This is a genomic window from Vibrio sp. TRT 17S01 (assembly GCF_050113695.1).
GTDB lineage: Bacteria > Pseudomonadota > Gammaproteobacteria > Enterobacterales > Vibrionaceae > Vibrio.
This window is the reverse complement of sequence record NZ_JBNJOG010000007.1, coordinates 65,425-89,986: the sequence shown is the minus strand read 5'-3', so window position 1 is coordinate 89,986 and position 24,562 is coordinate 65,425. Positions and strand designations below refer to the sequence as shown.

Sequence of the window (24,562 nt, the reverse complement as noted above, 5' to 3'; positions counted from 1 at the left end):
GAACTAATTATAGCCGTTGTCGGCTTATGTTTCACGAAATCTTACTTCGCAATTTGTTTAAGCATCTATTATGTTACTAACGGCACAAAATTATCACTTTTGGCAATTTGAACAAAAAAACGTGTTGCGTTGCCCTATTTTCATGGCTTCAAGCCTCTTAGCACAATGAGGACATGGTTCTCCTTCTTTACCATACACATTTAACTCTTGAGCAAAATATCCAGGTTTACCGTCTGCTTGAGCAAAATCTTTTAGTGTCGTGCCACCTTGGCTAATCGCGGTGTTCAACACTTGCTTAATCTCTGTAACCAAAGCTTGCCATTCTCCGGAAGATAAACTCCCAGCAGATCTTTTAGGATGGATTTTGGCAGCAAATAAAGACTCACACGCATAGATATTGCCAACACCAACAACAAACTTATTATCCATAATAAACTGCTTAACCGTCGAACGCTTACCTGATGCTTTCTCTAGCATATAGCTAGCATGAAATTCCGCTGTTAATGGTTCAGGGCCAAGGTTGCTTAATACTTGATGTTGTTCATTCAGTGCACACCATAACCAAGCACCAAATCGGCGGGGATCATTGTATCTCAGTACTTTTCCATTACTTAGCTTCAAATCAACATGATCATGTTTACCTGCACAGATTTCTGCATCAAGCACTCGCAACGACCCCGACATTCCTAAATGAACAATCGCACTACCTATATCGGTCTCAATCAGTAAATATTTAGCTCGGCGAGTAATATTTCGGATAACCTGACCTTCTAATTGTTTTAATTCCTGTGGAATATCCCAACGGAGTTTAGGGGTGCGAAAAATCAAAGACTGGATCGTTTGACCCACTAAATGAGGGGTGATCCCCATTTTACTAACTTCAACTTCTGGTAACTCAGGCATAAGAAACTCGGTAACTCTTCGTGCGACGCTCTAGGGTAAAGACTGAACAACTTAATGTCTACCGTCCTTTCATAACTTTGTCTTAAGGTTGCAAGTATCCTTTCTCAACAGAGATAGCGATCCATTTATCCTGCCAATTTTTTAACAGCCAAAATTGAGGAGTTTGATAAAAGGTGATCCTTTGAGGTTCTTCTTGATCGGCATACCATACCTCAATACTTTGAGGGTTAATCAATTGTGACTTCAAACTGTCAACCGTACCTTGCTCAACTTCTGTTCCAACTAATGCCAGCCAACGCTCGACCAACTCCTCTGGAGCAATTTCACTTGGAACACTTACTCGCCAGCGACCTTGGTTTTTTTCCAATGACCACTTGGCAAGATGAAGCGCCTGAAGTTCAGCCTCTGGGTTTAGTAAGTATGGGTATGGACTTGGCTGTTGATCGATCACATACGTTTTTAGAATACTAGGTAAGTTTAATAGAGCGATAAACGCGATAATGGCCAGAATAAGTATGTTATTCCAACGTCGACGACGTGCCGGGCTAACTCGCATACAACGGATCCTTTTCTTTGCTAGTACGCTGAAGTATATACGAATATATTAAATATACGTCGGACACCTTTAGGGAATTGAACAGTCATCATATTAGCGACTGAACAAATATGATGTGAGTAAATTGCAGGCAATAAAAAACCCAGCTAAAAGCTGGGTTTTCAACACTTCAAAAAAGCAGTCTCAATTACTTGATTTTCGCTTCTTTGTACATAACGTGCTGGCGAACTACTGGATCAAACTTTTTGATCTCAAATTTGCCTGGCATGTTACGCTTGTTCTTATCAGTTGTGTAGAAGTGGCCTGTACCTGCAGAAGATACTAGACGGATTTTCTCACGAACGCCTTTCTTTGCCATTGCCTATTTCCTCTTAAACGTTTTCGCCGTTTGCGCGAATGTCAGCAAGAACAGCATCGATGCCCTTCTTGTCGATGATACGCATACCTTTAGCAGATAGACGTAGTTTAACAAAACGTTTTTCGCTCTCTACCCAGAAACGATGAGTTTGTAGGTTCGGCAGAAAACGACGCTTAGTAGCATTGCGTGCGTGTGAACGGTTGTTACCCGTTACTGGACGCTTACCAGTTACTTGGCATACTCGTGACATGAATGTCTTCTCCAAAATCGTTTCAGCTCGATATCAACCTTGGTGGCCGAACCTCTCTATTTCTAAACAAGAAGTTAGAGGTGTTGTACCGTTATGGAAACCCATACAAGGCTATCAAAGGTCGCGCATTATACTAACTTGACTAGCATTGCTCAAGACCCGAACAGATCCTTTTTACAGGTTTTCGTGATCTTTTTTAGGCAGAGCTGATTTATGTGCTAAAAAATGTCGGGGGATTGTAGCAGAAATCAGCGAACTCACAACTAAAAATGTGATTTAAATCCAACCACGCTCTGCGAAGGAAACTATCTCGCCGTCTCCAACCACAAAATGGTCTAATAGTCGTATATCCACCAACGCCAGTGCATCTGATATTCTACGGGTGATCCTACGGTCAGCCTGACTAGGTTCTGCAATGCCTGAAGGATGGTTGTGAGCTAAGATTAATGCAGCAGCATTAAGGTGTAACGCTCGTTTCACGACCTCTCTCGGATACACAGACGCCGCATCAATCGTCCCTTCAAACATAACTTCATCTTTAATTACCCGATGCTGATTGTCGAGAAACAAAACATAGAAGGCCTCCCGTTGTCTGTCTCGCAATAACCCTGAAAGATACAACTTTGTTTGTTGTGGACTGGTTAATGCTTCCCCGCGAGACAATGCCTCGGCCAGATAGCGTTGTGTCATCTCCAATACGGCCTGAAGCTGAACAAACTTTGCCTCCCCCAATCCTTTATGACGACAGAACTCTTCTTTGCTTGCGGAGAAAAGTCCTCTTAATGTGGCAAAGTCCTTTATCAAAAAGTCTGCCAGCTCTAGAACATTCATTCCCGGCGTACCAGTACGAAGGAAAATTGCCAATAATTCGGCGTCAGTTAAAGCTTCTGGCCCATGGCTCAATAACTTCTCTCTTGGCATAGATTCTGTCGGGATAGACTTAATTGCCATACGATTCAACCCGTTAAATCATCGAAAACCAAAGAATAAGGCAGAAGAGAACAGCAGATAGAAACACCCATTCAAATTTGGGAAAGCCTAGCACTTTACTGCAACTGAGCTGTTTATTAACGCCGACAGCAACTAGCAGCAAAACTCGTTTTGCCGATTTATAAGGCTATTGATAGGAAGCAACCAAAGGCTAGAGTCTATTTGTCATGCTGTGATATCTTAACCGCAGAAAATTTGAGGGAAAAATCATGCAAACTCTGGCTGGAAAAAAGATCCTTTTGGGGATAAGCGGTAGCATTGCTGCTTATAAATGTGCCGACTTAACACGTCGCTTAATTGAGCGCGGAGCAAAAGTTCAAGTCGTGATGACCAAAGCGGCAAAAGAATTCATTACCCCGCTAACCATGCAAGCCGTATCGGGCCGCCCAGTATCTGACAGCTTGTTGGATCCAGCCGCTGAAGCCTCCATGGGCCATATTGAATTAGCAAAATGGGCCGATCTCGTGCTGCTAGCTCCTGCGACAGCTGATCTCATTGCCAGAATGGCCGCAGGTATGGGGAACGATCTCCTAAGCACCCTTGTACTGGCAACCGACGCTCCAATTGCTGTCTCCCCAGCCATGAACCAGCAAATGTATTTAAACCAAGCGACACAAGAAAACATCGCCACACTCAAACGGCGTGGTATGCAGATTTGGGGCCCGGCAGCCGGAGAACAAGCTTGTGGTGATATCGGCCCAGGTAGAATGCTTGAACCGATGCAATTAGTGGCATTGTGTGAGCAATTTTTTGGCCCTAAACCGCTAACCAACAAGTCTATTCTCATTTCAGCAGGTCCGACACGTGAAGCGATTGATCCTGTGCGCTATATCAGCAATCACAGCTCTGGAAAAATGGGCTATGCCCTTGCTGAGGCGGCTGTATCGTTAGGTGCGGACGTTACCCTTGTTAGTGGCCCTGTGTCATTGACGACACCAAACGGCGTCAACAGAATTAACGTCGATAGTGCTGATAACATGCACCAACAGGTGATGGATAACGCGACAAATAGCGATATTTTCATCAGTTGTGCCGCGGTAGCCGATTATCGCCCCCAAACAATTTCAGACCAAAAACTTAAGAAAACCGACGATAACGATCACATGACCATTACTATGGTGAAAAACCCAGATATCGTCGCCTCTGTTGCCGCCATGACCGAAAACAGACCCTTTACTGTTGGCTTTGCCGCAGAAACTCAAAATGTTGAAACCTATGCCCGTGGCAAACTAAAAAATAAAAAACTGGATATGATTTGTGCTAACGATGTCTCGATTACTGGGCAAGGCTTTAATAGCAACAACAATGCGATAACGGTATACTGGCACGATGGTGAGCAATCACTTACTTTGGCTTCCAAGCGTGATATCGCAGAACAAATACTTACACTTATCGCCCAAAAAGTGGACAGCCAATAGTTTCAATTTGAATGCATTTATTAAGTCTATTCATTAGCTTTAGCCGGGATCATTACGATTTGGGTTAGGCTAAGCAGTGGTAACAAAAGGAAGGGCCATGGCTGGTACACGTAAAACCAATCGCCGAGAAGAAATCTTACAAGCGCTGGCTGAAATGCTGGAATCCAATGATGGTGCATCACGGATCACCACCGCCAAGTTAGCCAAACAAGTTGGCGTATCAGAAGCCGCGCTTTACCGACATTTTCCAAGTAAAGCACGCATGTTTGAAGGTTTAATCGAGTTTATTGAAGAATCGTTGATGTCTCGTATTAACCGTATTTTAGACGAAGAAAAAGACACGCTAACACGCATCCGTCTAGTTTTGCAGCTAATCCTCGCCTTCTCAGAACGTAACCCTGGCCTGACTCGTATCTTATCAGGTCATGCTTTGATGTTTGAAAATGAGCGTCTACGTGAGCGCATCAACCAGCTTTTCGAGCGGATCGAAACATCACTGCGTCAGATCCTTCGTGAACGTAAACTGCGTGAAGGGAAGTCATTTCCTGTCGACGAAACCATCCTTGCCGCTCAGCTACTTGGGCAGGTTGAAGGCAGCTTAAACCGCTTCGTTCGTTCAGATTTCAAGTATCAACCGACTGCAAACTTTGATGAATACTGGGCGCTGCTCAGTGCACAAATTAACTGATTGCCATGACTAAAGATAAATACAGCCAACCTGAATTTTCACTCTCATTACTTCATCCCAAAAACTGGGGAGTATGGATAGGGTTTGGCCTGCTTGCATTGCTCGTTAATATTCTGCCATACACACTGTTATATAAAATAGGGCGCAGCTTAGGGGTGCTAGGCCAGAAGTACGGTAAAAAACGCGTTCATGCCGCAACCCGAAATCTTGAACTGGCTTTTCCAGAGAAAGAGAAGTCAGAGATCGACGCGATTGTTGAGGAAAACTTCAAGAATACGGGAATGGCACTGATTGAAACCGGCATTACTTGGTTTTGGCCGACGTGGCGCTTTAAACGTATTATCGAAGAAAAGAATATCGACGTATTGCGTCAACATGATGATGCGAATAAAGGTGTTCTATTGTGTTGCGTTCACGCATTAAACCTTGAGATCACCGCTCGTGCTTTCGGTGTGCTCGGTGTCGCGGGATACGGTGCTTTTCGCCCACACAACAACCCGGCTTACAACTACATTCAATATTGGGGTCGCACACACAACGGCAATAAGTTGATCGATCGGAAAGACGTCAAACAAATGATCCGTGTGCTGCGTCAAGGTGAAAGGTTGTTCTACTTGCCTGACCATGATTACGGCCGTAATAAATCCGTCTTTGTTCCTTTCTTTGCCGTTGAAGATGCTTGTACCACAACGGGAACCAGCATCCTTGCCTACACCAGCAAATGTGCCATTGTCCCCGGTTCAGGCTTTAGAAATGCAGACGGAAAATACGAGGTCATCGCAGATATTTCCGTTGAACAAGATTATCCAAAAAAGGATGAAGTGGCCGCCGCTGCTTACATGAATAAATACGTTGAGCAGCTCATTCTAAGAGCTCCAGAACAATGGATGTGGCTGCATAAACGCTTTAAAACTATGGCAGATCCTGAACAACCTAAAGGGATCCGTTACCAATAAAAAAGCCCCAGCATGATGCTGGGGCTTTCACTTTCCAATCTACTTTATTAGATGCCGTATTGCGCTCGGTACGCTTTCACAGCTTCCAGATGCTCAGGAGCTGTGCCTTTTTCCTCTAGGAACGTCACTAGATCAGTCAGACTAACAATTGAGATGATTGCACAACCAAAGTCACGCTCTACTTCTTGGATTGCAGACAGCTCACCTTTACCTTTCTCTTGGCGGTCAATCGCAACCAACACGCCAGCAAGGTCTGCGCCATTTGCTTGGATGATTTCCATTGACTCACGGATTGCTGTACCTGCTGTAATAACATCGTCCACCAGCATGATACGACCTTCAAGTGCGCTACCAACTAGGTTGCCACCTTCACCGTGATCTTTTGCTTCTTTACGGTTAAAACAGTAAGGCGTATCGATGTCGTGATGATCAGCCAGCGCTACAGCTGTTGTCGTCGCAATTGGAATGCCTTTGTATGCAGGGCCAAATAGTACGTCGAACTCAATGCCAGAATCCGCTAGCGCTGCTGCGTAAAAACGACCTAGACGCGCTAAGTCACGACCAGTATTGAAAAGACCAGCGTTAAAGAAGTACGGGCTCTTACGGCCAGATTTTAAAGTAAACTCGCCAAATTTTAGGACTTCTTTCTCTAGTGCAAACTCAATAAATTCACGCTGGTATGCTTTCATTACTTTCTCCGTCTATAAGTTTCTAGTTCCTAGCTTCTAGTCCCTAGAAAGATAACTAAAACTATAAGAGTGTTTTCAAAATAGATAGCTTTACAGCTAGGCAACGAGACTTTTCAGCTCCTGAGCATAGTGAGCTATGTAATGGAGTGAAAAATTGAAGCTAACAACGTTGTTAAGTTATCTATGAAGAAAACAAAAAAATAGCTTCCAATGGGAAGCTATTTAAAAAATCAATTTTCTAACGCCGCCTTCTGCGCCGCTACGATCTCGGTAATACCTTTGGTTGCCGACTCCAGCAACTTCATCAGCTCGGCATGGGTGAACGGTTCTCCCTCTGCCGTACCTTGAACTTCAATCATACGACCATCTTCGGTCATCACCACGTTCATGTCAGTGTCTGCTGCTGAATCTTCTGTGTACTCAAGATCACACAAGATATCTTCACCTAGAATGCCCACTGAAACGGCTGCTACGTGGCCTTTCATTGGGTTAGCTTTTAACTTGCCCTTTTCAACTAGATGTTGGAATGCATCTGCCATCGCAACGCTCGCACCAGAGATAGACGCAGTACGCGTACCGCCATCGGCTTGGATTACATCACAGTCTACTGTCACCATGATTTCGCCCATTGCTTCTAGATCAACGACTGCACGCAGGCTACGAGCAATCAGGCGTTGGATTTCCATCGTACGACCACCTTGCTTACCACTGGCCGCTTCACGACGCATACGTGAGTGGGTCGAACGCGGTAGCATGCCGTATTCTGCTGTTACCCAGCCTTTACCTTGGCCTTTTAACCAACGAGGCACGTTTTCTTCAACGGTCGCATTACAAAGCACTTTCGTATTGCCGAATTCAACCAACACCGAACCTTCTGCATAGGCTGTGTAGTTACGAGTAATTTTGATTGGGCGAACTTGGTCCGCCTTGCGATCGTTTGGACGCATGGGCATCTACCTTAGTTGTCTATCTGTGATAGGGGGAGACGATTTTGATTGGAGCAGGATTTTAACAGAAACCAAGATGACGGGAAAGCGCCCTTCTTCCCATGCTAGCATTTTAAATTTGTTGCTTTCTGCTACTATTGCCCTGCGTTATTTTCAAAGATGAATAAACAGGAAAATTCGATGATCTATAGTATGACCGCCTACGCTCGTAAAGAAGCAAAGGGTGATTGGGGTACCGCCGTATGGGAAATCCGTTCGGTGAATCAACGTTATTTGGAAACTTACTTCCGCCTACCGGAGCAATTTCGTGGGCTAGAACCTCTACTACGTGAGCGTTTTCGTAAGCGCCTTGCACGCGGCAAAGTAGAATGTGCGCTTCGCTTTGAAGCCAACCCTGCCGCCAAAGGCGAACTAACGATTAACGAAGACTTAGCGAAACAGGTCATTAATGCGGCTAACCAAGTCATGTCGCTTACTGGAGAAGAGAGCCGCCTTAACCCGTTCCAAATTATGCAGTGGCCGGGAGTGATGGAAACACCAGAGCAAGACATGGATGCGGTCAACAAAGATCTATTAGCAGCATTTGATGCCGCACTGGGTGAGTTTATTGAAGCACGTGGCCGCGAAGGCGACAACATGAAAGCGCTCATCGAGCAACGTCTTGAAGCCATTACCGCTGAAGTGGTGAAAGTACGTGCACGCATGCCAGAAATCCTAGAATGGCAACGTGAACGCTTATTCTCAAAATTTGAAGAAGCGAAAGTGGAACTCGACCCATCTCGTATCGAGCAAGAGCTGATCCTACTGGCGCAAAAATCTGACGTTGCAGAAGAGCTTGACCGTTTGGACTCTCACGTGAAAGAAACCACCAACATTATGAAGAAAGGTGGTGCGGTCGGCCGTCGTCTTGATTTCATGATGCAAGAATTCAACCGTGAATCGAACACACTCGCATCGAAGTCCATCAGCACCGACATCACCGCATCAGGTGTCGAGCTTAAGGTTCTGATTGAGCAAATGCGTGAACAAATTCAAAATATAGAATAGATTCCTCTCTACTCCACACACTTCCACAATGCCCTTAATTATAAGGGCTTTGTTATTTTTACCATCCATATACATCCATAAAATTCATCAACAGCCACGAATAAACGGGGAGTATCGTGGGTAGCACTTTACTATTTACTCCCCTGCGTAGTATAAACATCACAACATACTCCCCACTTCTGGAGAGTGATGTAATGATAACTTCGATTAGAACTATGAATTCAAGGAGGTAGAGATGGGTAATCTCACTGTCAACCAAGTTAAGGCGATAGTAAAAGACCAAAAAACAGGTCGTCATGCCGATGGTGATGGTTTCTATCTAATGATTCCTAGAGTAGGTCGACCATACTGGATGCTAAGGTACACCCTTTTTAAGAAAAGAAAGGAGGTGACTATTGGCAAGGTCAATGAGCTTTCTCTTGCAGATGCAAGGTTGAAAGCATCTGAGCTTCGAAAGCAAATAAGCGAAGGGATTAACCCTATTGCAGAAAGAAAACGGAGTAAGCAAGCCGATATACAAATAATCGATGACCTCTTCGAAGACTGGTACAAGGAGCTATCCAAAAGGCTCAAGCACCCCAATATACCTAAGCGTATCTATCAGAAAGAGATCTCTCCACAAATTGGTCAATACACGTTGAAACGTGTCACACCGTTAGATATCCGTAACATCATCCAAATAGTCGCTGACAGTGGCCGTCCAACCACAGCTAACGACACGCTAATGTATTGTAAGCAGCTTTTTAAACACGGTATGAAGATTGGCGTTATTGAGTCTAACCCTGCACTAGCATTTTCTAACTATGATGCCGGTGGTATTGAAGAGAGCCGAGATCGGGTCTTAGAGCTTGAAGAGATTAAACATGTTTTTTCCGTCTTCAACCAAAATATTTATAGCTTCAATCGAGACAATTACCTAGCTTGTGCTCTGCTTCTTTGTCTTGGCGTTCGCAAATCAGAGCTAACAGAAGCAAGATGGGCAGAGTTCGATCTTGAAAATGCTTTATGGCACCTGCCAGCGGAGCGAAGCAAATCTGGTACAGGTTTCACGATTCCGCTTCCGGGTCTGTGCATAGAGTGGTTTAAAGAACTGCATATGCGAGCTTGTGGTTCGGAATACGTCTTCCCTAACAGAAGAGAAAGCAAAGTACCGCACATGGGCAAAGATACACTGAACAGGGCTATTTCAAAGCTATTTGGTCGAGAGCCCGGTCGTAAGGTACAACCACCAAATAAAATGGGTGATATCAAGCACTTTGCGGTTCACGATCTACGCCGCACCTGTCGTAGCCTACTCGCTTCAGTCAAAGTGCCTAGCCATATCGCGGAGCGCTGTCTTAATCACAAGTTGAAAGGTGTTGAAGGTATCTATGATCGATATGACTACTTGGATGAGCGCAAAGAAGCTCTGGAAAAAGTCATAGCTCTGGTAAAGAACTGTATCGAATGATGAACTGATGGAATAAAAGGCTGCATCACTCTACTGTGTATTGTAAAGGTAGACTTAAATTGGAGACCTGTTTAGAGGTATGATTTCATACAAATAAAGAGGTTTACATGCCAAGAAGAATTACACCTGAGTTTAAACGTAAGTGTGCTGAATTAGTTATCATTCATGGTTACAGTCACAAAGATACGGCCGCAGCAATGAACATTGGCTTATCGTCGATTCAACGTTGGGTAACACAATATCGGCAAGAACTATCTGGAATTACGCCCAAGGCCACAGCTTTGACTCCCGATCAGCTTAGAATTCAAAAATTAGAAAAGCAGCTTAAACAACTTCAAAGTGACAATGAACTGTTAAAAAAAGCTTCGGCCTTCTTCGCAATCGAAATGAACAAAAACAGATAGTTGCGGTAAAACTAAAGAAGGTAGGCAACCCAGTAACACAGATTTGCCGTTGTTTAACACTTGCTGCCAGCTCGTATTATCATCGTTTGCAACCTATGGTAAGCGTCGGATGTTATCTAAACTAAAGCATATGGGATTTCACCGTTGGCCTTGAAAAGGTTCGGCGTTGGATGAAGAAACTTAACTTAGTGGCGAAACATCTGAAGCTACATCGATATCCATCTGGTGGTTTAGCGTCAGTTATCACGCCTAATAAACTTAATCGCCAATTTAACCCTGAGCAGCTCAACACGTATTGGTCGTGTAATTAGTTGGGCGTTCTCTGATAAACCAAACAGCGAGCTAACTACTCGACCATTGCGACTGGCGGTACAAAAACGAAGAGCTTGTCGTAATGTTGTTTTTCACTCCGATCAAGGGTGTCAGTACACGAGGGCTGCTTATCAAAGCTCAAGTTGGCGAGACTTACGCGATGATAAAAGCGCTGAACAAAATTACAGGGCTTTGTATACCTGAAACTCAGTATATTTTATAAGAATTGTTCAATTTCAGGCAATGTGATTTTCTGACCAAATTACACAACATATATGGACGCACCTCAGGATGCAATGACTGATTCAATGATACGGTCGCTAACATATATCCGACGTCTTTCTAGGTCTACTATGTGACCTGCGCCATGATGTAATCCGCTCCTCACTGTCTTTTCAAAGCCTCGGTTTCAATAACCTCGTTGCGTTATCAGAGTGTAGTAAGGATGGTTCACCGTTTATTCATCAGCTATTGCAAACTCAGTTGCTTCTTGAGGATATCTCCTTAGAACTTAGTATTTTTAGTCAAACAGGCTTAAATGCCTGATTAATATCGTATTCACTATTTTTCGCCAAGATGTGCCATGCTACCCGACCGAGCTTGTTTGCAAGAGCGACAATCGCTTTTGCTTTTCCTCGGCGTGCAATGAGTCCTCTCAACCATGCTCCCATAGCATCCGCTTTGTTAGCTCCGCACCGAACCACTGCGCGAGCACCGTGAATAAGTAATGCTCTCAATTCGCGATTGCCATTCTTTGATAGAGAGCCAAGACTACTTTTTCCGCCTGTACTATTTTGTTTTGGGACTAGGCCACACCATGCTGAGAACTGGCGACCATTTTGGAATTGGTTTCCAACACCTACCTCACTAATCAGCGCCGCTGTCAAAATCGGACCAAACCCAGGAATATTCCGAATAGCCTCATATTTTGGATTTTGCTGACTCAACATGGTGACACTTTGGGTCATTTCATCTATCTCTTTGCTAAGACTGACAAAGTCACAGTATAAAGTTTGCAGTAAGTTCCTCATTACTGGGGAAAGAGCATTCTCTGCGTCTTCAAGAGCTAGCGGTAAATGACTTCGTAAAGCTTTAATAGAGAGAGGAAATACTACCCCGTATTCAGCAGCCAATCCTCTGATCTGGTTCGCCAAGGCAGTTCTGTTTTCTACCAAACGTTTACGGACACTGCGTATCGCTTTAAGGTCTTGTTGTTCAACAGACTTAACAGGAACGAAGTGAAGATTAGGTCTAGAATAGGCTTCGCAAATGGCTCTTGCATCATTAGCATCGTTCTTTTGCCGCCCAACAAATGGTTTTACATGCTGAGCTGGAATAAGAGCCACTGTATATCCTAGCTCTTGAAATATTCTGCCCCAATGATGAGAAGTTGCACATGACTCCATTGCTAGAGCAGTTTGCTCTGGTAGTTGGCGGACAGTATCGAGAAGCTTATCTCGCTTTACCTTTCTGTTTGATAAAATTTGTCCATTTGTACCCAGAACACACACTTGGAAGAGATTTTTCGCTATATCAATACCGACAACTTTAATAGACATACTTGTTACTCCTGCTCTTAATGGTTGTACTATTAGTTTGGTACAACGACGCTAGAAGGGAGGTGCGTCCATCACATCAAAGCCACTCTAAACGTAAGCACAGCCACGCTGAGAATATGCCTCCACTGGTGTATGAAATGCTTGGAATTTACAACTAGGCGCCGGTCTACAAGAGGCTGGCCGATTCAGCCCTCCGTTTAAACCGAAGTGAGTGCTTGGAATGCTCCGAAGTACGCAGCTCACTTTCCAGAATTAACTGACTTTTCTTTAATGCTTGAATCATTTTAAAATAAGGACGATGGGCATGGGCGCATACCCTTACTACAAAGGAAAATAATTATCACTGTTCTTGCGAGACAGCGCCCCCCTACACAATGGGCTTATGATATTTGTAACTAAAGCCTTTGTTGATATTAACTTAAATCTCGTTCTCAAAACGACTTAATAAGAGAATAAATAGTGACATCTATCTTTAAAACTCGGTGTGCCTTAGTGATTAAAATTACATTGATAACAGCGATATCAATACTCTCTCTGACTTTATTTGGATGTAACAATGACTCCCCCTCGGTAGGCAATAATGATTCACCCTCAACAGACGACAATGGCTCAGACTCATCAATAATTAATGAGAGTACTTGCGATGAAGGCTTTGCATGGAATGATATTGCTCAACAGTGTAAGCCTGAATCAAATAGAACTTACCGTGATTACACAGCACCAGAGCTGGTTGCTGAGTACAATGAGGTTGTAAAAAGTATTTTCTCTAGCTGCTCTGTCTATACTGAATCTTTATTGCCCAACGGACTTACGATTAACTCAGGTAACAAAAGCTGGTTTAGTAAGCTCAGTTCAAATGATATATCTAATCACGAACCTGCTTTAATTGGTGAAAGTGGTAATGTCTACGCTTATAAAGGGAGTAGTGATCGCTCAAAATACTTCGTTTCTGGCATTAACTTATGGAGTGGCAATAACAGCTCAGTTATTAGAGACAACATTATTTTACAAGAGAATGTTATTAATGACTTACTGGACATCGAAGATTATAAAAATGAGTCGATTATCGTTTGGTCGGAAGATACCGCCTTTGATAGCCATCCAGTAGCAGCTAATGTCACTTTAGTTTCAAAAACTGAAAAATTACTCGGTATCGAACATGTTGACTTTGATCTGTTTATTGGTAAATCAACAACCAATGACACTATGAAGCGAGTAATCTCGAAAGGCGCACCAATCATAATTGCATATAACCATTACAACTGGGTTAATGGTATTACTGCAAGTATGTTTAACATTTCATATTCATCTGGCAAGGTAGAGAATTTAGTTACAGGAAAAGAGCCTTGCAATAAGCTAACTAAAATATATGACGATACCGCTATTATGTTGGATTACCTCGTTAATGACAAATATACGATTAGCTCTAGCACAATGCCTGTCGAAGCGGTTAATGGTGATAAGATCTATTTTGAAAAAATTATTGATCCCGCAACTAACCAAAACTTAGCAGAGATATTCTATAACCCTTTAAACAATCTTCGTAATTCAATTAATTCTCATGATAATAAAGCGATAAACATTTTGGAGCAAGATCATTTAAAGCACTTGCAAATTCCCTTATATATAGCAGACATCTTTCGAGATACTATTGAATATAGAGGTTATCGCTTCTACGCTGATATTTACGGTTCAGCAAATACGGTTGATTATAATCAATGGTTTAAAACCTACTTTACAGACCTCACTTCTCATTTTGCTAGACCAGATAATAAACGCAATGATGATCTGGGAGGGTTTTCACCAAGGGAGGCAGAAATACAGATATTGCCTACCTTTACTACTAATTTTGACTATGAGTTAACGACAACCCCGCACACTACCGCAACAGGTTTTTACGTTAAAGCGGGTCAAGAAACGGTTATAAGTCGTACTGATAACCACCCCGGGGATGTCACAATATTTGTCAACTTCCAACGAGACGGAGCAACTAAGCTTTTTAAAACAGGAAGCGGCCGTGCATATAATCGACCTGCTTATGATAGGAGTCATGGTATCACTCTCAGCGCTGGAAGAGAGATTTCAATTTCATCGCCTATAGGTGGAACCCTTTTCGTCAAAGTGCCTAGTAATAGTGAAGGAGATTCAATTAATCTGAAATTACAGAATGTACTGCAGAACCCTTCTATTTCAGGGGTTTCAGACATTGATATTAGTCGATTTGAAAGCGCCCTCAGTAACACGCCATTTAATTGGGTGACTGTTATCACTAAAGAAGTGCAAATTCACTCCATTACAGCTAAGTTTGAAGAAACTTTAAATAGTTATAACAACAATATCAACAAGTTCATGGAAGATATCGTCACTTATACATTGGGTAATTTTGGATATGCTGGGTATTTAAGTAATGTACTACCAGACCACTCTGATTCTATTAAACAGTTTTGTAGTGATGTAGGCATAATTGACTTATGTTCTGATCGTAGCTTACATGAATGGAACAATGTACAACATGTTTATGTGGACCGTCCAACATGCGCCAGCTTATGTTCTGGTAACCCTTATGATAGATCATCAGCCTATATTCCAGGTGACTGGGGGGACTCTCATGAAATCGGCCACAATCTACAGACGAACAAGTTAAAAATCTATGGTGGCCGAAGTGGTGAAGTTTCAAATAATATCTTTCCGGTAGAGTCTAACAGATTAAAGGCTATTGAAAATGGACATAGCACTTACCATGTTGGATCAAATTTCGCATCTACCTTCGAGTTGATGAAACAGGGCCTTGGTCATACAGCTAGCAGTGACCACCCTCTTTGGAACAAGACTGGAACCTATGACAATGCCTTTGAACGGTTAGGTTTTTATAATCAACTTAAGTTCGCCAGTGGAGACGTAGAGTTTTATACAAAAATGTACCTCTTACAGAGAATTGCAAATAATAGAGCTAAGAACGCAACAAATTGGTTCAGCTACAAAAACCAGCTAGGTTTTAGTAATTACACAAAAGATGAATTTAATGCAATGAATGGTAATGACTTTATGGCAATTAGTTCATCAATGTTAATTGGTAAAGATATGAGTCAGTTTTTTGAAGGGTTTGGAATTCGTGTATCTGATGATGCTAAAGCTCAAATTTTATCAGAGGGTTATACACAAAACTTAGGTATGGGTATCTACTTTGTCGATTACTCTGCCATTCCAGTTGACTTTATCACAACCGCTAAAGAGGAATACTTTATTGACCTGACATCCAGTGCACAATATGAAGACCCAACACCTTAAGGTTATTGTTATTACTACTTATATGGATACCTACTTGGAATAATAGGTAATCGATTACTGACCTTACTAATCAATATCTGTTCATGTAAGAGTCCGTGCTTTAAGAAGAGGATGCCGCTAGCATCCTCTTTTTATTACAATCTGATACTATCCACTTTACCTATCATGGCTTTAGCTGTGTACATCCTCATAAAAAGGCAATTCTTCATCACTTTAACTCCTATATTTTTAGTATCTACGATAATTGTAGCGATACGGTGAATTTTTAACCTGATTAAAGGTGTTAGAATGCACCTCGTACACAACACTCTAAACCTCAAACAAAAAATCTTCAGGTATATGTCATCACAATGAATCCCCATCGTTGAATCCGACAGGAGCCTGAAATGAATCCCAAAACTTCTGATTACAAAAAACAGCAACGCTATCAGGAAAATGAAATCCTAGAGCATGCGGCGGAAATACTGGCTACACGCTACGTGCGTGGAGATACGCTAACCATTCCTGATGCAACCAAAGAGTATGTACGCTGTAAGCTAGGCAGCTATGAGCGTGAAGTCTTTGCATTACTACTGCTCGATAACCAAAATCGACTGATTGAATTTAAAGAGCTGTTTCAAGGAACGGTAGATGCGGCCAGTGTCTATCCGCGAGAAGTGGTGAAAGCGGTGTTAGAAGTGAATGCCGCAGCGGTGATATTTGCCCATAACCATCCATCTGGTGATTCAACGCCGTCTCAAGCCGATAGACGCATAACCGAAAGACTCAAAGACGCTTTAGCGCTGGTGGATGTGCGAGTTCTCGACCATATCGTGACAGGCGATACCTGCACCTCATTTGCTGAAAGGGGATGGTTATGATTGAGCAACACTACGGTGAGCTTTCTATTGATGACGCTTTACATACGTCACTGGAAGCACTTTTGAATCGATACACTCTCCCAAAGAACGCAGAGCGACTCGTACTGAACTGCCGCCAAATGAGTTACTACCGACATAGACAAGGTTTACATCCCATTGAGGTACAGCTTAAACGTGAGTCACCCTCAAGTCCTTGGCTGGTGGTGTTCTTTGCCAGCTTCTCTTATCCCGATGACAACAGCACAACCGTTGAGCCTGAGTTGTACTTTCACCTTGCTAATCGCTGGTGCTATCAACCCGATGTGGGGAGCACGGATTTATCCCACCTTGAGGTACAAGAGCTGCTCTCGGTATGGATGAAAGCCTTTGCTCGTCATCTCTCCAGAAACGTCTTTGATGATGTGCAACTGACGATGGTCGGTACGTTCCAGTAATTCCACTCTCTCATTTCTTATTTTAATCCTGAAACAAGGAGGACTCACTATGTCCCAATTAACCTTTACTGCATCCACACTGCCTGTTTCTCGTACTCTGCATAAGCTGCTTGGTACGCTATTCACTACTCATTTACTTAACAATGAAGCTCTCGCCACCAGCCGTTATCTGGTGTTCAACTTTCGCGATAAAACTTACAGCGCGGATGACGGGGGTTTTCATCCGGTTGAGATTGCGATTTGCCACACCTCAACAGGAGAATGGAGCATTGAATACATCACCGACTTTGCTTATATGGGCAACCATTACCCTGAACTAGAGCGCAACTTAGATTTTGATTTTCGGGTTGGACAGTTCTTTGTGGCTTATCGTGGTTGGCTATCCATGCGAGGTAGTCGTGATGCCAAAGAGCTGTATCAGTTATGGGAGAGCAGCTTTCTTGCCTATGTTGATATGGACTCCTACAACGAGATAACCGTAACCCCACAATAGCTCATGACTTCCCTTCTCCTTAACACCATTAGGCTTGTCACTGCCCTCATCACGTTGTTCTCCTTTTCTCCGTTCTTCGGTGCCATTGGTACCCTATCCAATTTAGGGTTTCTGGTGGTGCTGTTGATTGGGTTGTTGGCAGCCATTGCCGAGCTCAGTGATAAGCATAAGCCTCGTTAATGTTAATCGGCTCACGCTTTTGTGATGCCGATTGATGCTGTTTTCACCGTTGGACATTATGTGTCTGACTCACCTCTACTCTCCCGACATTAAATGTCCACCTCCGGTCTTGGAGCTTTGATGTATTGAGAGCGTAGTCATGAGCAATAAAACCAGCATTGAAGGGTTATCCGCTTTGCTGCACACGCTAATGCTTGTTCCTCAACATCGTTGGATCACCGTTAGGGAGTTGCAGCAGCAGTTAGCCCAACTCGATATCCACCGCACCACTCGTAGCATTAAGCGTTACCTCGATGAAGTCATTGTGGACGTGTTTAATGTGGAGTGTGATTCGATGAGCATGCCTCATGTCTATCGGAAAACCTCTGAGCAATTACTGAAACTCAACAAACAGGAAATGCTCTATTGGCAACTGACCAACAAGTACTTACTACCGTTGATTCCTGATGAGCTGAATTATGGGCAAGGTCGTCCCTCGGAGAGAGACAAACCCTTTTCCCAAAAGGGTTCATCACATTCAAAAGAGCAAGTATGGTTAGCCAAAGTACATGCGGCATTACCCACTATTCACGAGTGGAGTGACGAGCAACGGGACGTGTTGAATGCGGTACATACGGCATTACTCAACAACCGTATGCTCAAAATATCGAGTCAAGTTTTGCAGCAAGAGAAGGCACTTATCGAACCACTGGGACTCTCGGTTCAATATGACGCGCTCTTGCTGCTTTTTCGATTATCCGGTCAAAACACGATACGTACCTTAGCTTTGCCTTTGATTGATGAGGCGAGTGTATCGACCTTTTCTTTTACCTATCCCACTGATTTCAATCTTGAGCGGTTCATGCGTGAACACGCTGAAATCAGCACACCTCAAATTTAACTCACTATAGAGAAACGACTATGAACAAATCATGCTTATTCATTATCACGGCGATTACCTTAACAACCACCACGGCTTTCGCTGGTGGAACGTTAGGTGGCAATCCATCCGCAGATTCAGGTGCAGTCAATGTAAGAATTGGCAAATGCACTCGATACAAAATGGATGTAAAAGCGGCGAAGCAGGCAGGTAAGGATGCATCGACCATCACAGTGCCTAAAGGCTGTGAAGCCATCAAAGAAAAGTAATACCACCAGCAGCGGTAAAAAATGACAATGGGGAGCGTGAGTGCTCCCCATTCTTTTTTTGTCTCAATGCACTGGTTTGAAGATATATGTTATCTGTTAAAAAGCGACTTAACTCTTAAAGCAAGGTAACCCCTGCGACAAGCGCCATTCTTTGACGATTCTAACAATATTCTCTGGCGTTCCATCTTCAGAATTCTCTGGGTAATAAATCAGATCAGACCCATCAGGATGTTCTGTTGTAGCGATAAAGTTTTCTAGTAACTCATCTTGGTATCCATCAGAACCTTCTGCACTGATAATAATGCTCAATAACTCCAAAAATTCGATTTCAGTGTAATCTGTTATACTTTTAACCTTCACATCTGTTGGTCTTTGAAACATGGTTGTCCTTTTTCGGTATACCAACGTTTCAACTCCGCAACCATTGCCTCTGGAGTATCTTCAATACCAATCATTTTTGGGTGTGTTAACAATGCAGATCCCTCAGGATGATCAGTAGTGTCAAGAAAACTAACCAACCTTTCAACGTCTTGATCACTTGCAGTGCCAGTATGAATATCCAGTATGAGTTTCAGAAACTCGCTCTCAGTATAATTTAGTAAGCAATTTTTCACTTATTGTCTCCATTTCGATGAATCTCGCCCCAATGCAGCCTTGGTGTCACTACACCTAGATTATCAATATTATAAACCTCACCGCCATGTTGAATCTGTTCTTTATGATGTAATACGTAACGGTCATGCTTTCCCCATTTATGTCTTGGAATTACAAATGGTGCATTACCTTTTAGAATTTCATTTTGGTTAGTTTTCGAGAATTGTTCTAATAAGTCAGGATGTTTAGATACTTCTTTCCAAACGGCAGTTTGCAGATCAGAAAATCTCTTAAACTGTCTCCCCTGCAAAGCATCCGCAATTTTTGTTGGAATGTACTGCCCTTGACCAGAATCACTAACTTTACCAAGCCAATAACCATCCTCCCATTTCACATCTTTACCTTGCCCTGTGACTGTTCCCGGCTGGTCTCTCGGACTCTCTTTATAAACCACATAAAGCGGTGCAATGCCTGAACTCTCTGGGAACACCAAAATCGCATCGCGCCAATCTTTCTCTTCTGGCATTGGAGTGACGGAGATTGTCGTTTCGTCAGAATGAATCGGCGTGACTCGTATATCTTCCAGCTCAAAACCATCATCCTGACTTGGTGTGTTCTGCCAACTTGGGTCGCCTCTGTCTGCTGGCGTCCAATAAATGATGGGGCCATCGTTTTCTAGCTGAACAGATAACTGGTTATTATCGCCTTCTGCAACGTACTTTACTGGAATGCGCGTATCATCAACATGGTAGGCGTTAACATGCGGATAGTACTCTCCTTCATTCGGCTCTGTAATGTGAACACGTAGTCGACTTTGTACCGTACTGAGCTGCCTTAATTCCTTATCACTATACTGCGTACCATCTCCTAACAAAGACTGCTGCATAGCAAATAACGCCCCAATGCCTTCAACTTTCCAACGATAACCGTCGACCAATTTATCTTTCAAGGTGCCAGCCAACTTTTGTAATTCGGTAGCGCTAGAACCTGAAGGGCTTGTTTCCGCTTGTCCAACCATAGCTGCACTTGTTCCCATCGCCATTTGAGCTTGTGTTGCTTGAATAGCTGGGATAACCATTGGATTGGCCTGCGCTTGCCCAAAAAAGAACGACCAGGGACCAAAGTTTTGAATCGATTCTTCTTGGGTGCCTACGTCAATGCAACCTTGTGGTAGTTGGCAAGATTTCGCAAAGACCTTACGAGGTGTCACCTCTTTTAGGTTGACGATTGGAATATCTTTTTCAATCAACTGTTCATGATTAATCGCTTTAATGTGAGTATCCGCAAGATAAGAGTCGCTGAATTCATAATACGCATTCAATGGCGGATTGATGATTTCTGGTTTCGCTGGTGGCTTTGCGTACACCTTGTGTTTTTCAGCCTGTGTTTCATTTGGCTGACTGACTCTTAATGAATGTCCTACCGAGAGTAACATTGGGTCAGCATTGTACTGAGGATTCAAGTCAAGAAGCTGTTTGGCTGACAAACCATATTGCTCAGCTATTGCTCCCCACGTCTCACGTTGATGGGTATCTAAATCTGTAGCAACAGTATGCGTCTCTGGTTTGCTCTCAGCTTTAGCCGTCTTAACAGGTTGAGTAGTCTGTCTTTCAGCAACAGGCTGCTGAGGTGCTGCAAGCAGCTCTTTGATGTCTAGCTTAATACCATGCTGAGCTAACCAATCGTCATTGAGGTTATCGAGTTCATCTCGGTTGATTTGCTTTTCTAAATACACCAAATGTTGGTTCTCAACTTCTTTCCCTGCGAGCTTCCAGTAAACCAAAATAGCACTTTGATAACGATTGTAGCCCTGCTCATCGTTTAGTCGCTCATGAATAGAAGATGTAGCATAGAACGACCATTTACCATCACCGAGCAACTTGTACTCTTGAACTAAACGGTTGTTGTAGAAATGGTAGTAGTAACCTTCGGTTGGCAGTCCTAAACGCTCTCCTAACTGCACAGAGGGTACGACAGGGATAAACGCCTCTCGAACTGCACCTGAGCCTATAGGCTTAAGCTTCACATTGTGAGGCACACTGATACCCATTGGGATAGCCGCTACTTTAGCCGTTAACCTTTTCGGTTCATCAACGGCAGAATAAGCGGTATATTTTGTGCCGTGTTCAGTGACCGCCGTCTGCCAGCGGCCTATCACGACTTCTTCTTTCGTTTTAGCCAGCTCAAACGAGCAGTCTACGCTTTTTCTAAATGTCTCATCAGAACAAGCGACTTCAAAACAATACTCATATTTCAGTTTCGGTGGAGCATCAGAGGTATCCGGCTTAACAGGCTCTGGGACATAAGTCTCTTCAATGTTGGGGGCATAACCTGCTGAGCTTCGATTTGGCGCTGCACCACCAGCCCCTCCACCAGACATCTTAGCTCTAGAGAGAAAGGCATTCTTTGCTTCCGGTGATAGTGCCTCTTGTCCTTCAGCAGACAAGCTCCACGATTTACTCATTCCGTCTCTGAGCAACACGGGCTTAGAAGGGGTATCCGTTAATAATGCCAGTTCCCCACTTTTAAGCTTATTCATAAAGCTAGCGAAGTTCACTCCACGAGGAAGTGCTGAGCCCAATGCCTTTTCCGTTAATCTTTCTATATCACCCTCGACTTGACCAAACTCATACGTCATCAGGTCAGTTAGCCGTACTACTCGATAACCCACAATCAACTCCACCCACTACTTTCAATGTGGCCTATTCTACCTAAGTGATGGGGATTGAAGCGTTTTTAACCATCAGTTCAAGGGACAAATTGTAGACATTGTGATTTTTATTCACTGGACTCCTTCGCTTTAATAACCACTTAATCATTAAGTGAATTTACTGCTCTGCAATACAGCAGATTTATTCCAAATAAAAAATAGAACACAGCTTGAGAGGTGCTATCTCCCAAACCGTGTCCTCTCGTTTTAGTCAGCTTCTGCCGCTTCGACAGCTAACAGGTCTGCCATGTCGTTTCCTTTATCACCTGAATGAGCTTTGACCTTAAACACCTCTACGTATTTCTTTGAACGCAGTTCGTCGATTTGTTGCCATAGGTGGCGGTTCTTTACTGGCTTCTTGTCTGACTTACGCCAACCTCTCCCTTTCCAGTTATCTAGCCAATCATTGTAGCCCTTTACACAGAAGTCACTGTCTGAGTAGATAACATCACCATCTTGGGCATACTCTAAACCTTCGATTAAAGCCATAAGCTCTAATTCGACATTGGTAGTATTACGCTTAATGGTGATGCTATCTTGATGCTCTAGTTCACCCTGTTCGTTAAAAGCTGCGATACCAATGCCACCTTGTGTGCATCCGTGTTGATTGTTTGGTGCTGCGCCGTCTACGTAAATTGAATAACTCATTTTTTATCTCTCTCTAATTGAAACAGGGCGCATGACTTTACTTAGCCAGCGCCCTGTTGATGGTGTGATTTGATGTTTGTGTTACTGAAAGGATTCTTGGTTGTCTCGCATGCTCAGACGCGATTCCATCCAGTCCTCGATTTCGCTTTCTACCCAAGCCACCGCTCGTCCACCGAGTGGCACACTCTTAGGGAAGTCGGTTTCATCAGCCATGAACTTGTAGATAGTTGAACGACCAAGTCCTGTTAGCGACATCACTTCTTTAAGTCGTAGAAATCTCATTGCCATCGGGAATCGTCTCCTGTGTATATACCCATGAGATAAGCCGCCACTGTAAAAAAATGCAGTCGGTCTACTCTGTACTAGAGCCAAAGAAGTAACGCTGCTCATTCCATGCTTCAGCAAGACTGCTCATGCGATGAAAGACAGTCCGTTTAATGTTCGTGTCTTTATTTCTACAGCGTGTCCCCAAACCATAGTTACCTCGGTCATAGAGAAACACCAATGAGCGCGCTTTGCCGCTGTAGTGCTTCTCTATCGCTTCTTGCCAAGCCTCTTTAAAGTGCTCAACCAATTCGTTGCGTTTTTCCCAGCAAATGGCGGGGCCAAAATGCTGGCTGTAGTCAGTAAACAGCATCACGCGGTAGTTGTGGGACGGTACCTTGTCCTCTCTCTTACGCCATACATAGAACACAGACTCCGTATCGAGCTTTTCTTTAAGCAGCTTAAAGTAATCGTTAATGATGCTGAGGTCGGTATCTTGATGGTCTTCTGGTAGAAACAAATCCAAGCGCGTAGCCAAGGCCGCGTCAAACGCCTCCGTTGCTTGTTCAAAGACTTCCGTCATTCTGGTTAAGGCCGATTCGTATAACCCCTTGTCACTGAAAAATACGGGGTAGTCGTTAAACGTTTTTGAATGGGTAATGTTGGGAAGGTAAGTATTGTTAGACATGAGTAATACCTCTGAGTCTGTGAATGACATAGGTATTACTCACGCTGTATTTTTTAAGGTGAGTCATGGCTGCAACCAAAATTCATGCTGCGGTTATCGGCGTGTTTGGTGTTAGGCTTCGCGAGACGACTCACCCGATAGAAGAGTTCATTTAACTGCAATGGGAACGCTTCATCCCCTTTTAGAAGTTCATACACGTCATCAGATGGAGAATACGCCAGTCCTGAACATCTTCTCCCATGGTCTTCTTCCACGGCTCGATCCCATGCTTTTCTGACTCTGGACAAGTAGCGACTCCTCCCGTCCCCGCTTTTGCCTAAACAATGATATAGCCGATTATCAAAAAATAAGACAAGGTGATACTGGCTGGTGGACTCATACGCCTTGAACCAAACATGGCGTATGACCGTTTGATGATATTGGTGAGGCCTACACCTGTACTTCATTAGGCACAACTCATTGGTTTCCAACTCCAAGGTACGAAAGAAACGACTGAATACTTCAAAATGGTTTCCATCAAAGTCACTTGGTAGACGTACATTAAAGTGAGCGACACAAAGCTTAGGGTATTGGCCGAGCGCTTCAGTCAGCACTCGGTCGATTCCCTCCAAGTACTCAAGGACAAGACCATCCTTGTGGTAGTAGAGCGGCTTTCCATTAAACGTTCTGTCATGGGTGATGGTGAGGTGGTTAGACGTGTGAGCTCTTTGAAGAGCCATTTTGAATTGATTTGACATGATGAGTTCCT

General features: G+C 43.5%; 28 protein-coding genes and 1 pseudogene. 14 read left to right on the top strand and 15 right to left on the bottom strand.

Annotation, left to right across the window (positions count from 1 at the left end):
* Positions 1-93 precede the first annotated feature (93 nt).
* From mutM to rpmB, 4 genes are all read right to left on the bottom strand, one after another.
* Positions 94-903 carry a bifunctional DNA-formamidopyrimidine glycosylase/DNA-(apurinic or apyrimidinic site) lyase gene (gene mutM, locus ACQEXS_RS12700; protein WP_427014068.1) on the bottom strand — a complete coding sequence of 270 codons (810 nt, stop codon included), beginning with the start codon at positions 901-903 and terminating at the stop codon, positions 94-96.
* Positions 904-985: 82 nt separating this feature from the next.
* Complete coding sequence (locus tag ACQEXS_RS12695; RefSeq protein ID WP_427014067.1) at positions 986-1,459, bottom strand: hypothetical protein; 474 nt, start codon at positions 1,457-1,459, stop codon at positions 986-988.
* A gap of 187 nt (positions 1,460-1,646) precedes the next feature.
* Complete coding sequence (rpmG, locus tag ACQEXS_RS12690; protein ID WP_004410866.1) at positions 1,647-1,817, bottom strand: 50S ribosomal protein L33; 171 nt, start codon at positions 1,815-1,817, stop codon at positions 1,647-1,649.
* Between the two features lie 13 nt (positions 1,818-1,830).
* On the bottom strand, positions 1,831-2,067 hold the full coding sequence (gene rpmB, locus ACQEXS_RS12685) for a 50S ribosomal protein L28 (RefSeq protein ID WP_006881432.1): 237 nt from the start codon (positions 2,065-2,067) through the stop codon (positions 1,831-1,833).
* A gap of 2 nt (positions 2,068-2,069) precedes the next feature.
* Here rpmB and ACQEXS_RS12680 point away from each other — a divergent pair.
* Positions 2,070-2,204: pseudogene (locus ACQEXS_RS12680) on the top strand (hypothetical protein).
* Positions 2,205-2,343: 139 nt separating this feature from the next.
* On the opposite strand, the gene radC (ACQEXS_RS12675) reads toward ACQEXS_RS12680, so the two are convergent.
* The gene (gene radC, locus ACQEXS_RS12675; RefSeq protein WP_427014066.1) at positions 2,344-3,018 is read right to left on the bottom strand and encodes a RadC family protein; all 675 of its coding nucleotides are present in this window, start codon (positions 3,016-3,018) and stop codon (positions 2,344-2,346) included.
* A gap of 248 nt (positions 3,019-3,266) precedes the next feature.
* Here radC (ACQEXS_RS12675) and coaBC point away from each other — a divergent pair, with 248 nt between their 5' ends.
* The 3 genes from coaBC (at position 3,267) to ACQEXS_RS12660 (ending at position 6,119) form a co-directional block, all read left to right on the top strand.
* Entirely contained in the window at positions 3,267-4,475 is a 1,209-nt protein-coding gene (gene coaBC / locus ACQEXS_RS12670) for a bifunctional phosphopantothenoylcysteine decarboxylase/phosphopantothenate--cysteine ligase CoaBC (protein ID WP_427014065.1), read from the top strand.
* A gap of 97 nt (positions 4,476-4,572) precedes the next feature.
* Entirely contained in the window at positions 4,573-5,163 is a 591-nt protein-coding gene (gene slmA / locus ACQEXS_RS12665; RefSeq protein WP_427011102.1) for a nucleoid occlusion factor SlmA, read from the top strand.
* Between the two features lie 5 nt (positions 5,164-5,168).
* Positions 5,169-6,119 carry a Kdo(2)-lipid IV(A) acyltransferase gene (locus tag ACQEXS_RS12660; RefSeq protein ID WP_427014064.1) on the top strand — a complete coding sequence of 317 codons (951 nt, stop codon included), beginning with the start codon at positions 5,169-5,171 and terminating at the stop codon, positions 6,117-6,119.
* A 47-nt stretch (positions 6,120-6,166) separates the two neighbouring features.
* Here ACQEXS_RS12660 and pyrE read toward each other — a convergent pair whose 3' ends face one another.
* Together pyrE and rph are read right to left on the bottom strand one after the other, a co-directional pair.
* Complete coding sequence (gene pyrE, locus ACQEXS_RS12655) at positions 6,167-6,808, bottom strand: orotate phosphoribosyltransferase (protein ID WP_427011104.1); 642 nt, start codon at positions 6,806-6,808, stop codon at positions 6,167-6,169.
* A 230-nt stretch (positions 6,809-7,038) separates the two neighbouring features.
* A complete protein-coding gene (gene rph, locus ACQEXS_RS12650; RefSeq protein ID WP_004410877.1) occupies positions 7,039-7,755 on the bottom strand; it encodes a ribonuclease PH in 717 nt (238 codons plus the stop codon).
* A gap of 180 nt (positions 7,756-7,935) precedes the next feature.
* On the opposite strand from rph, the gene ACQEXS_RS12645 reads away from it, so the two are divergent.
* The 3 genes from ACQEXS_RS12645 (at position 7,936) to ACQEXS_RS12635 (ending at position 10,656) form a co-directional block, all read left to right on the top strand.
* Complete coding sequence (locus ACQEXS_RS12645) at positions 7,936-8,802, top strand: YicC/YloC family endoribonuclease (RefSeq protein WP_427014063.1); 867 nt, start codon at positions 7,936-7,938, stop codon at positions 8,800-8,802.
* Positions 8,803-9,037: 235 nt separating this feature from the next.
* Positions 9,038-10,252 (top strand): tyrosine-type recombinase/integrase, encoded by a 1,215-nt coding sequence (locus ACQEXS_RS12640; RefSeq protein WP_427014062.1) that lies wholly within the window; start codon positions 9,038-9,040, stop codon positions 10,250-10,252.
* A gap of 107 nt (positions 10,253-10,359) precedes the next feature.
* Positions 10,360-10,656 carry a transposase gene (locus ACQEXS_RS12635; RefSeq protein ID WP_427014061.1) on the top strand — a complete coding sequence of 99 codons (297 nt, stop codon included), beginning with the start codon at positions 10,360-10,362 and terminating at the stop codon, positions 10,654-10,656.
* Between the two features lie 836 nt (positions 10,657-11,492).
* Here the strand turns inward: ACQEXS_RS12635 and ACQEXS_RS12630 are convergent.
* Positions 11,493-12,527 carry an IS110 family transposase gene (locus ACQEXS_RS12630; RefSeq protein WP_427014060.1) on the bottom strand — a complete coding sequence of 345 codons (1,035 nt, stop codon included), beginning with the start codon at positions 12,525-12,527 and terminating at the stop codon, positions 11,493-11,495.
* Positions 12,528-13,019: 492 nt separating this feature from the next.
* Here ACQEXS_RS12630 and ACQEXS_RS12625 point away from each other — a divergent pair, with 492 nt between their 5' ends.
* From ACQEXS_RS12625 to ACQEXS_RS12595, 7 genes are all read left to right on the top strand, one after another.
* Positions 13,020-15,815, top strand: coding sequence for an ImpA family metalloprotease (locus ACQEXS_RS12625; RefSeq protein WP_427014059.1), 2,796 nt, complete (start codon positions 13,020-13,022; stop codon positions 15,813-15,815).
* 386 nt (positions 15,816-16,201) lie between these two features.
* A complete protein-coding gene (radC, locus tag ACQEXS_RS12620) occupies positions 16,202-16,675 on the top strand; it encodes a RadC family protein (protein WP_427014058.1) in 474 nt (157 codons plus the stop codon).
* Complete coding sequence (locus ACQEXS_RS12615) at positions 16,672-17,109, top strand: DUF2787 domain-containing protein (protein WP_427014057.1); 438 nt, start codon at positions 16,672-16,674, stop codon at positions 17,107-17,109. Before radC (ACQEXS_RS12620) ends, ACQEXS_RS12615 begins: the two co-directional genes overlap by 4 nt.
* A 49-nt stretch (positions 17,110-17,158) precedes the next feature.
* On the top strand, positions 17,159-17,602 hold the full coding sequence (locus tag ACQEXS_RS12610; RefSeq protein WP_427014056.1) for a DUF2787 domain-containing protein: 444 nt from the start codon (positions 17,159-17,161) through the stop codon (positions 17,600-17,602).
* A gap of 3 nt (positions 17,603-17,605) precedes the next feature.
* The gene (locus tag ACQEXS_RS12605) at positions 17,606-17,782 is read left to right on the top strand and encodes a hypothetical protein (RefSeq protein ID WP_427014055.1); all 177 of its coding nucleotides are present in this window, start codon (positions 17,606-17,608) and stop codon (positions 17,780-17,782) included.
* A gap of 139 nt (positions 17,783-17,921) precedes the next feature.
* Positions 17,922-18,662: a WYL domain-containing protein gene (locus tag ACQEXS_RS12600; protein WP_427014054.1), complete on the top strand. Its 741-nt coding sequence runs from the start codon at positions 17,922-17,924 to the stop codon at positions 18,660-18,662.
* 20 nt (positions 18,663-18,682) lie between these two features.
* Positions 18,683-18,910 carry a hypothetical protein gene (locus ACQEXS_RS12595; RefSeq protein WP_427014053.1) on the top strand — a complete coding sequence of 76 codons (228 nt, stop codon included), beginning with the start codon at positions 18,683-18,685 and terminating at the stop codon, positions 18,908-18,910.
* A 108-nt stretch (positions 18,911-19,018) separates the two neighbouring features.
* On the opposite strand, the gene ACQEXS_RS12590 is transcribed toward ACQEXS_RS12595, so the two are convergent.
* The 7 genes from ACQEXS_RS12590 to ACQEXS_RS12560 all read right to left on the bottom strand — a co-directional run bounded on the left by ACQEXS_RS12590 (position 19,019) and on the right by ACQEXS_RS12560 (position 24,551).
* Complete coding sequence (locus ACQEXS_RS12590) at positions 19,019-19,291, bottom strand: bacteriocin immunity protein (protein ID WP_207218186.1); 273 nt, start codon at positions 19,289-19,291, stop codon at positions 19,019-19,021.
* Complete coding sequence (locus ACQEXS_RS12585; RefSeq protein ID WP_140063097.1) at positions 19,267-19,524, bottom strand: bacteriocin immunity protein; 258 nt, start codon at positions 19,522-19,524, stop codon at positions 19,267-19,269. The genes ACQEXS_RS12590 and ACQEXS_RS12585 overlap by 25 nt, the downstream gene beginning before the upstream one ends.
* A complete protein-coding gene (locus tag ACQEXS_RS12580; RefSeq protein ID WP_427014052.1) occupies positions 19,521-22,187 on the bottom strand; it encodes a T6SS effector antibacterial DNase in 2,667 nt (888 codons plus the stop codon). The genes ACQEXS_RS12585 and ACQEXS_RS12580 overlap by 4 nt, the downstream gene beginning before the upstream one ends.
* Before the next feature lie 234 nt (positions 22,188-22,421).
* Complete coding sequence (locus ACQEXS_RS12575) at positions 22,422-22,862, bottom strand: ribonuclease HI (protein WP_427014051.1); 441 nt, start codon at positions 22,860-22,862, stop codon at positions 22,422-22,424.
* Positions 22,863-22,943: 81 nt separating this feature from the next.
* A complete protein-coding gene (locus ACQEXS_RS12570) occupies positions 22,944-23,144 on the bottom strand; it encodes an AlpA family transcriptional regulator (RefSeq protein ID WP_427014178.1) in 201 nt (66 codons plus the stop codon).
* A 70-nt stretch (positions 23,145-23,214) separates the two neighbouring features.
* Positions 23,215-23,814, bottom strand: a complete 600-nt coding sequence (locus tag ACQEXS_RS12565; protein WP_427014050.1) for a YagK/YfjJ domain-containing protein — start codon at positions 23,812-23,814, stop codon at positions 23,215-23,217.
* Positions 23,815-23,867: 53 nt separating this feature from the next.
* Positions 23,868-24,551: an inovirus Gp2 family protein gene (locus ACQEXS_RS12560; protein WP_427014049.1), complete on the bottom strand. Its 684-nt coding sequence runs from the start codon at positions 24,549-24,551 to the stop codon at positions 23,868-23,870.
* Positions 24,552-24,562 lie beyond the last annotated feature (11 nt).

What these genes read in the sequence shown, in the direction of transcription:
- mutM (WP_427014068.1), bottom strand. Translation starts at nt 903, where the DNA reads ATGCCTGAGTTACCAGAAGTTGAAGTTAGTAAAATGGGGATCACCCCT.
- ACQEXS_RS12695 (WP_427014067.1), bottom strand. Translation starts at nt 1,459, where the DNA reads ATGCGAGTTAGCCCGGCACGTCGTCGACGTTGGAATAACATACTTATT.
- rpmG (WP_004410866.1), bottom strand. Translation starts at nt 1,817, where the DNA reads ATGGCAAAGAAAGGCGTTCGTGAGAAAATCCGTCTAGTATCTTCTGCA.
- rpmB (WP_006881432.1), bottom strand. Translation starts at nt 2,067, where the DNA reads ATGTCACGAGTATGCCAAGTAACTGGTAAGCGTCCAGTAACGGGTAAC.
- radC (WP_427014066.1), bottom strand. Translation starts at nt 3,018, where the DNA reads ATGGCAATTAAGTCTATCCCGACAGAATCTATGCCAAGAGAGAAGTTA.
- coaBC (WP_427014065.1), top strand. Translation starts at nt 3,267, where the DNA reads ATGCAAACTCTGGCTGGAAAAAAGATCCTTTTGGGGATAAGCGGTAGC.
- slmA (WP_427011102.1), top strand. Translation starts at nt 4,573, where the DNA reads ATGGCTGGTACACGTAAAACCAATCGCCGAGAAGAAATCTTACAAGCG.
- ACQEXS_RS12660 (WP_427014064.1), top strand. Translation starts at nt 5,169, where the DNA reads ATGACTAAAGATAAATACAGCCAACCTGAATTTTCACTCTCATTACTT.
- pyrE (WP_427011104.1), bottom strand. Translation starts at nt 6,808, where the DNA reads ATGAAAGCATACCAGCGTGAATTTATTGAGTTTGCACTAGAGAAAGAA.
- rph (WP_004410877.1), bottom strand. Translation starts at nt 7,755, where the DNA reads ATGCGTCCAAACGATCGCAAGGCGGACCAAGTTCGCCCAATCAAAATT.
- ACQEXS_RS12645 (WP_427014063.1), top strand. Translation starts at nt 7,936, where the DNA reads ATGATCTATAGTATGACCGCCTACGCTCGTAAAGAAGCAAAGGGTGAT.
- ACQEXS_RS12640 (WP_427014062.1), top strand. Translation starts at nt 9,038, where the DNA reads ATGGGTAATCTCACTGTCAACCAAGTTAAGGCGATAGTAAAAGACCAA.
- ACQEXS_RS12635 (WP_427014061.1), top strand. Translation starts at nt 10,360, where the DNA reads ATGCCAAGAAGAATTACACCTGAGTTTAAACGTAAGTGTGCTGAATTA.
- ACQEXS_RS12630 (WP_427014060.1), bottom strand. Translation starts at nt 12,527, where the DNA reads ATGTCTATTAAAGTTGTCGGTATTGATATAGCGAAAAATCTCTTCCAA.
- radC (WP_427014058.1), top strand. Translation starts at nt 16,202, where the DNA reads ATGAATCCCAAAACTTCTGATTACAAAAAACAGCAACGCTATCAGGAA.
- ACQEXS_RS12615 (WP_427014057.1), top strand. Translation starts at nt 16,672, where the DNA reads ATGATTGAGCAACACTACGGTGAGCTTTCTATTGATGACGCTTTACAT.
- ACQEXS_RS12610 (WP_427014056.1), top strand. Translation starts at nt 17,159, where the DNA reads ATGTCCCAATTAACCTTTACTGCATCCACACTGCCTGTTTCTCGTACT.
- ACQEXS_RS12605 (WP_427014055.1), top strand. Translation starts at nt 17,606, where the DNA reads ATGACTTCCCTTCTCCTTAACACCATTAGGCTTGTCACTGCCCTCATC.
- ACQEXS_RS12600 (WP_427014054.1), top strand. Translation starts at nt 17,922, where the DNA reads ATGAGCAATAAAACCAGCATTGAAGGGTTATCCGCTTTGCTGCACACG.
- ACQEXS_RS12595 (WP_427014053.1), top strand. Translation starts at nt 18,683, where the DNA reads ATGAACAAATCATGCTTATTCATTATCACGGCGATTACCTTAACAACC.
- ACQEXS_RS12590 (WP_207218186.1), bottom strand. Translation starts at nt 19,291, where the DNA reads ATGTTTCAAAGACCAACAGATGTGAAGGTTAAAAGTATAACAGATTAC.
- ACQEXS_RS12575 (WP_427014051.1), bottom strand. Translation starts at nt 22,862, where the DNA reads ATGAGTTATTCAATTTACGTAGACGGCGCAGCACCAAACAATCAACAC.
- ACQEXS_RS12570 (WP_427014178.1), bottom strand. Translation starts at nt 23,144, where the DNA reads ATGAGATTTCTACGACTTAAAGAAGTGATGTCGCTAACAGGACTTGGT.
- ACQEXS_RS12565 (WP_427014050.1), bottom strand. Translation starts at nt 23,814, where the DNA reads ATGTCTAACAATACTTACCTTCCCAACATTACCCATTCAAAAACGTTT.
- ACQEXS_RS12560 (WP_427014049.1), bottom strand. Translation starts at nt 24,551, where the DNA reads ATGTCAAATCAATTCAAAATGGCTCTTCAAAGAGCTCACACGTCTAAC.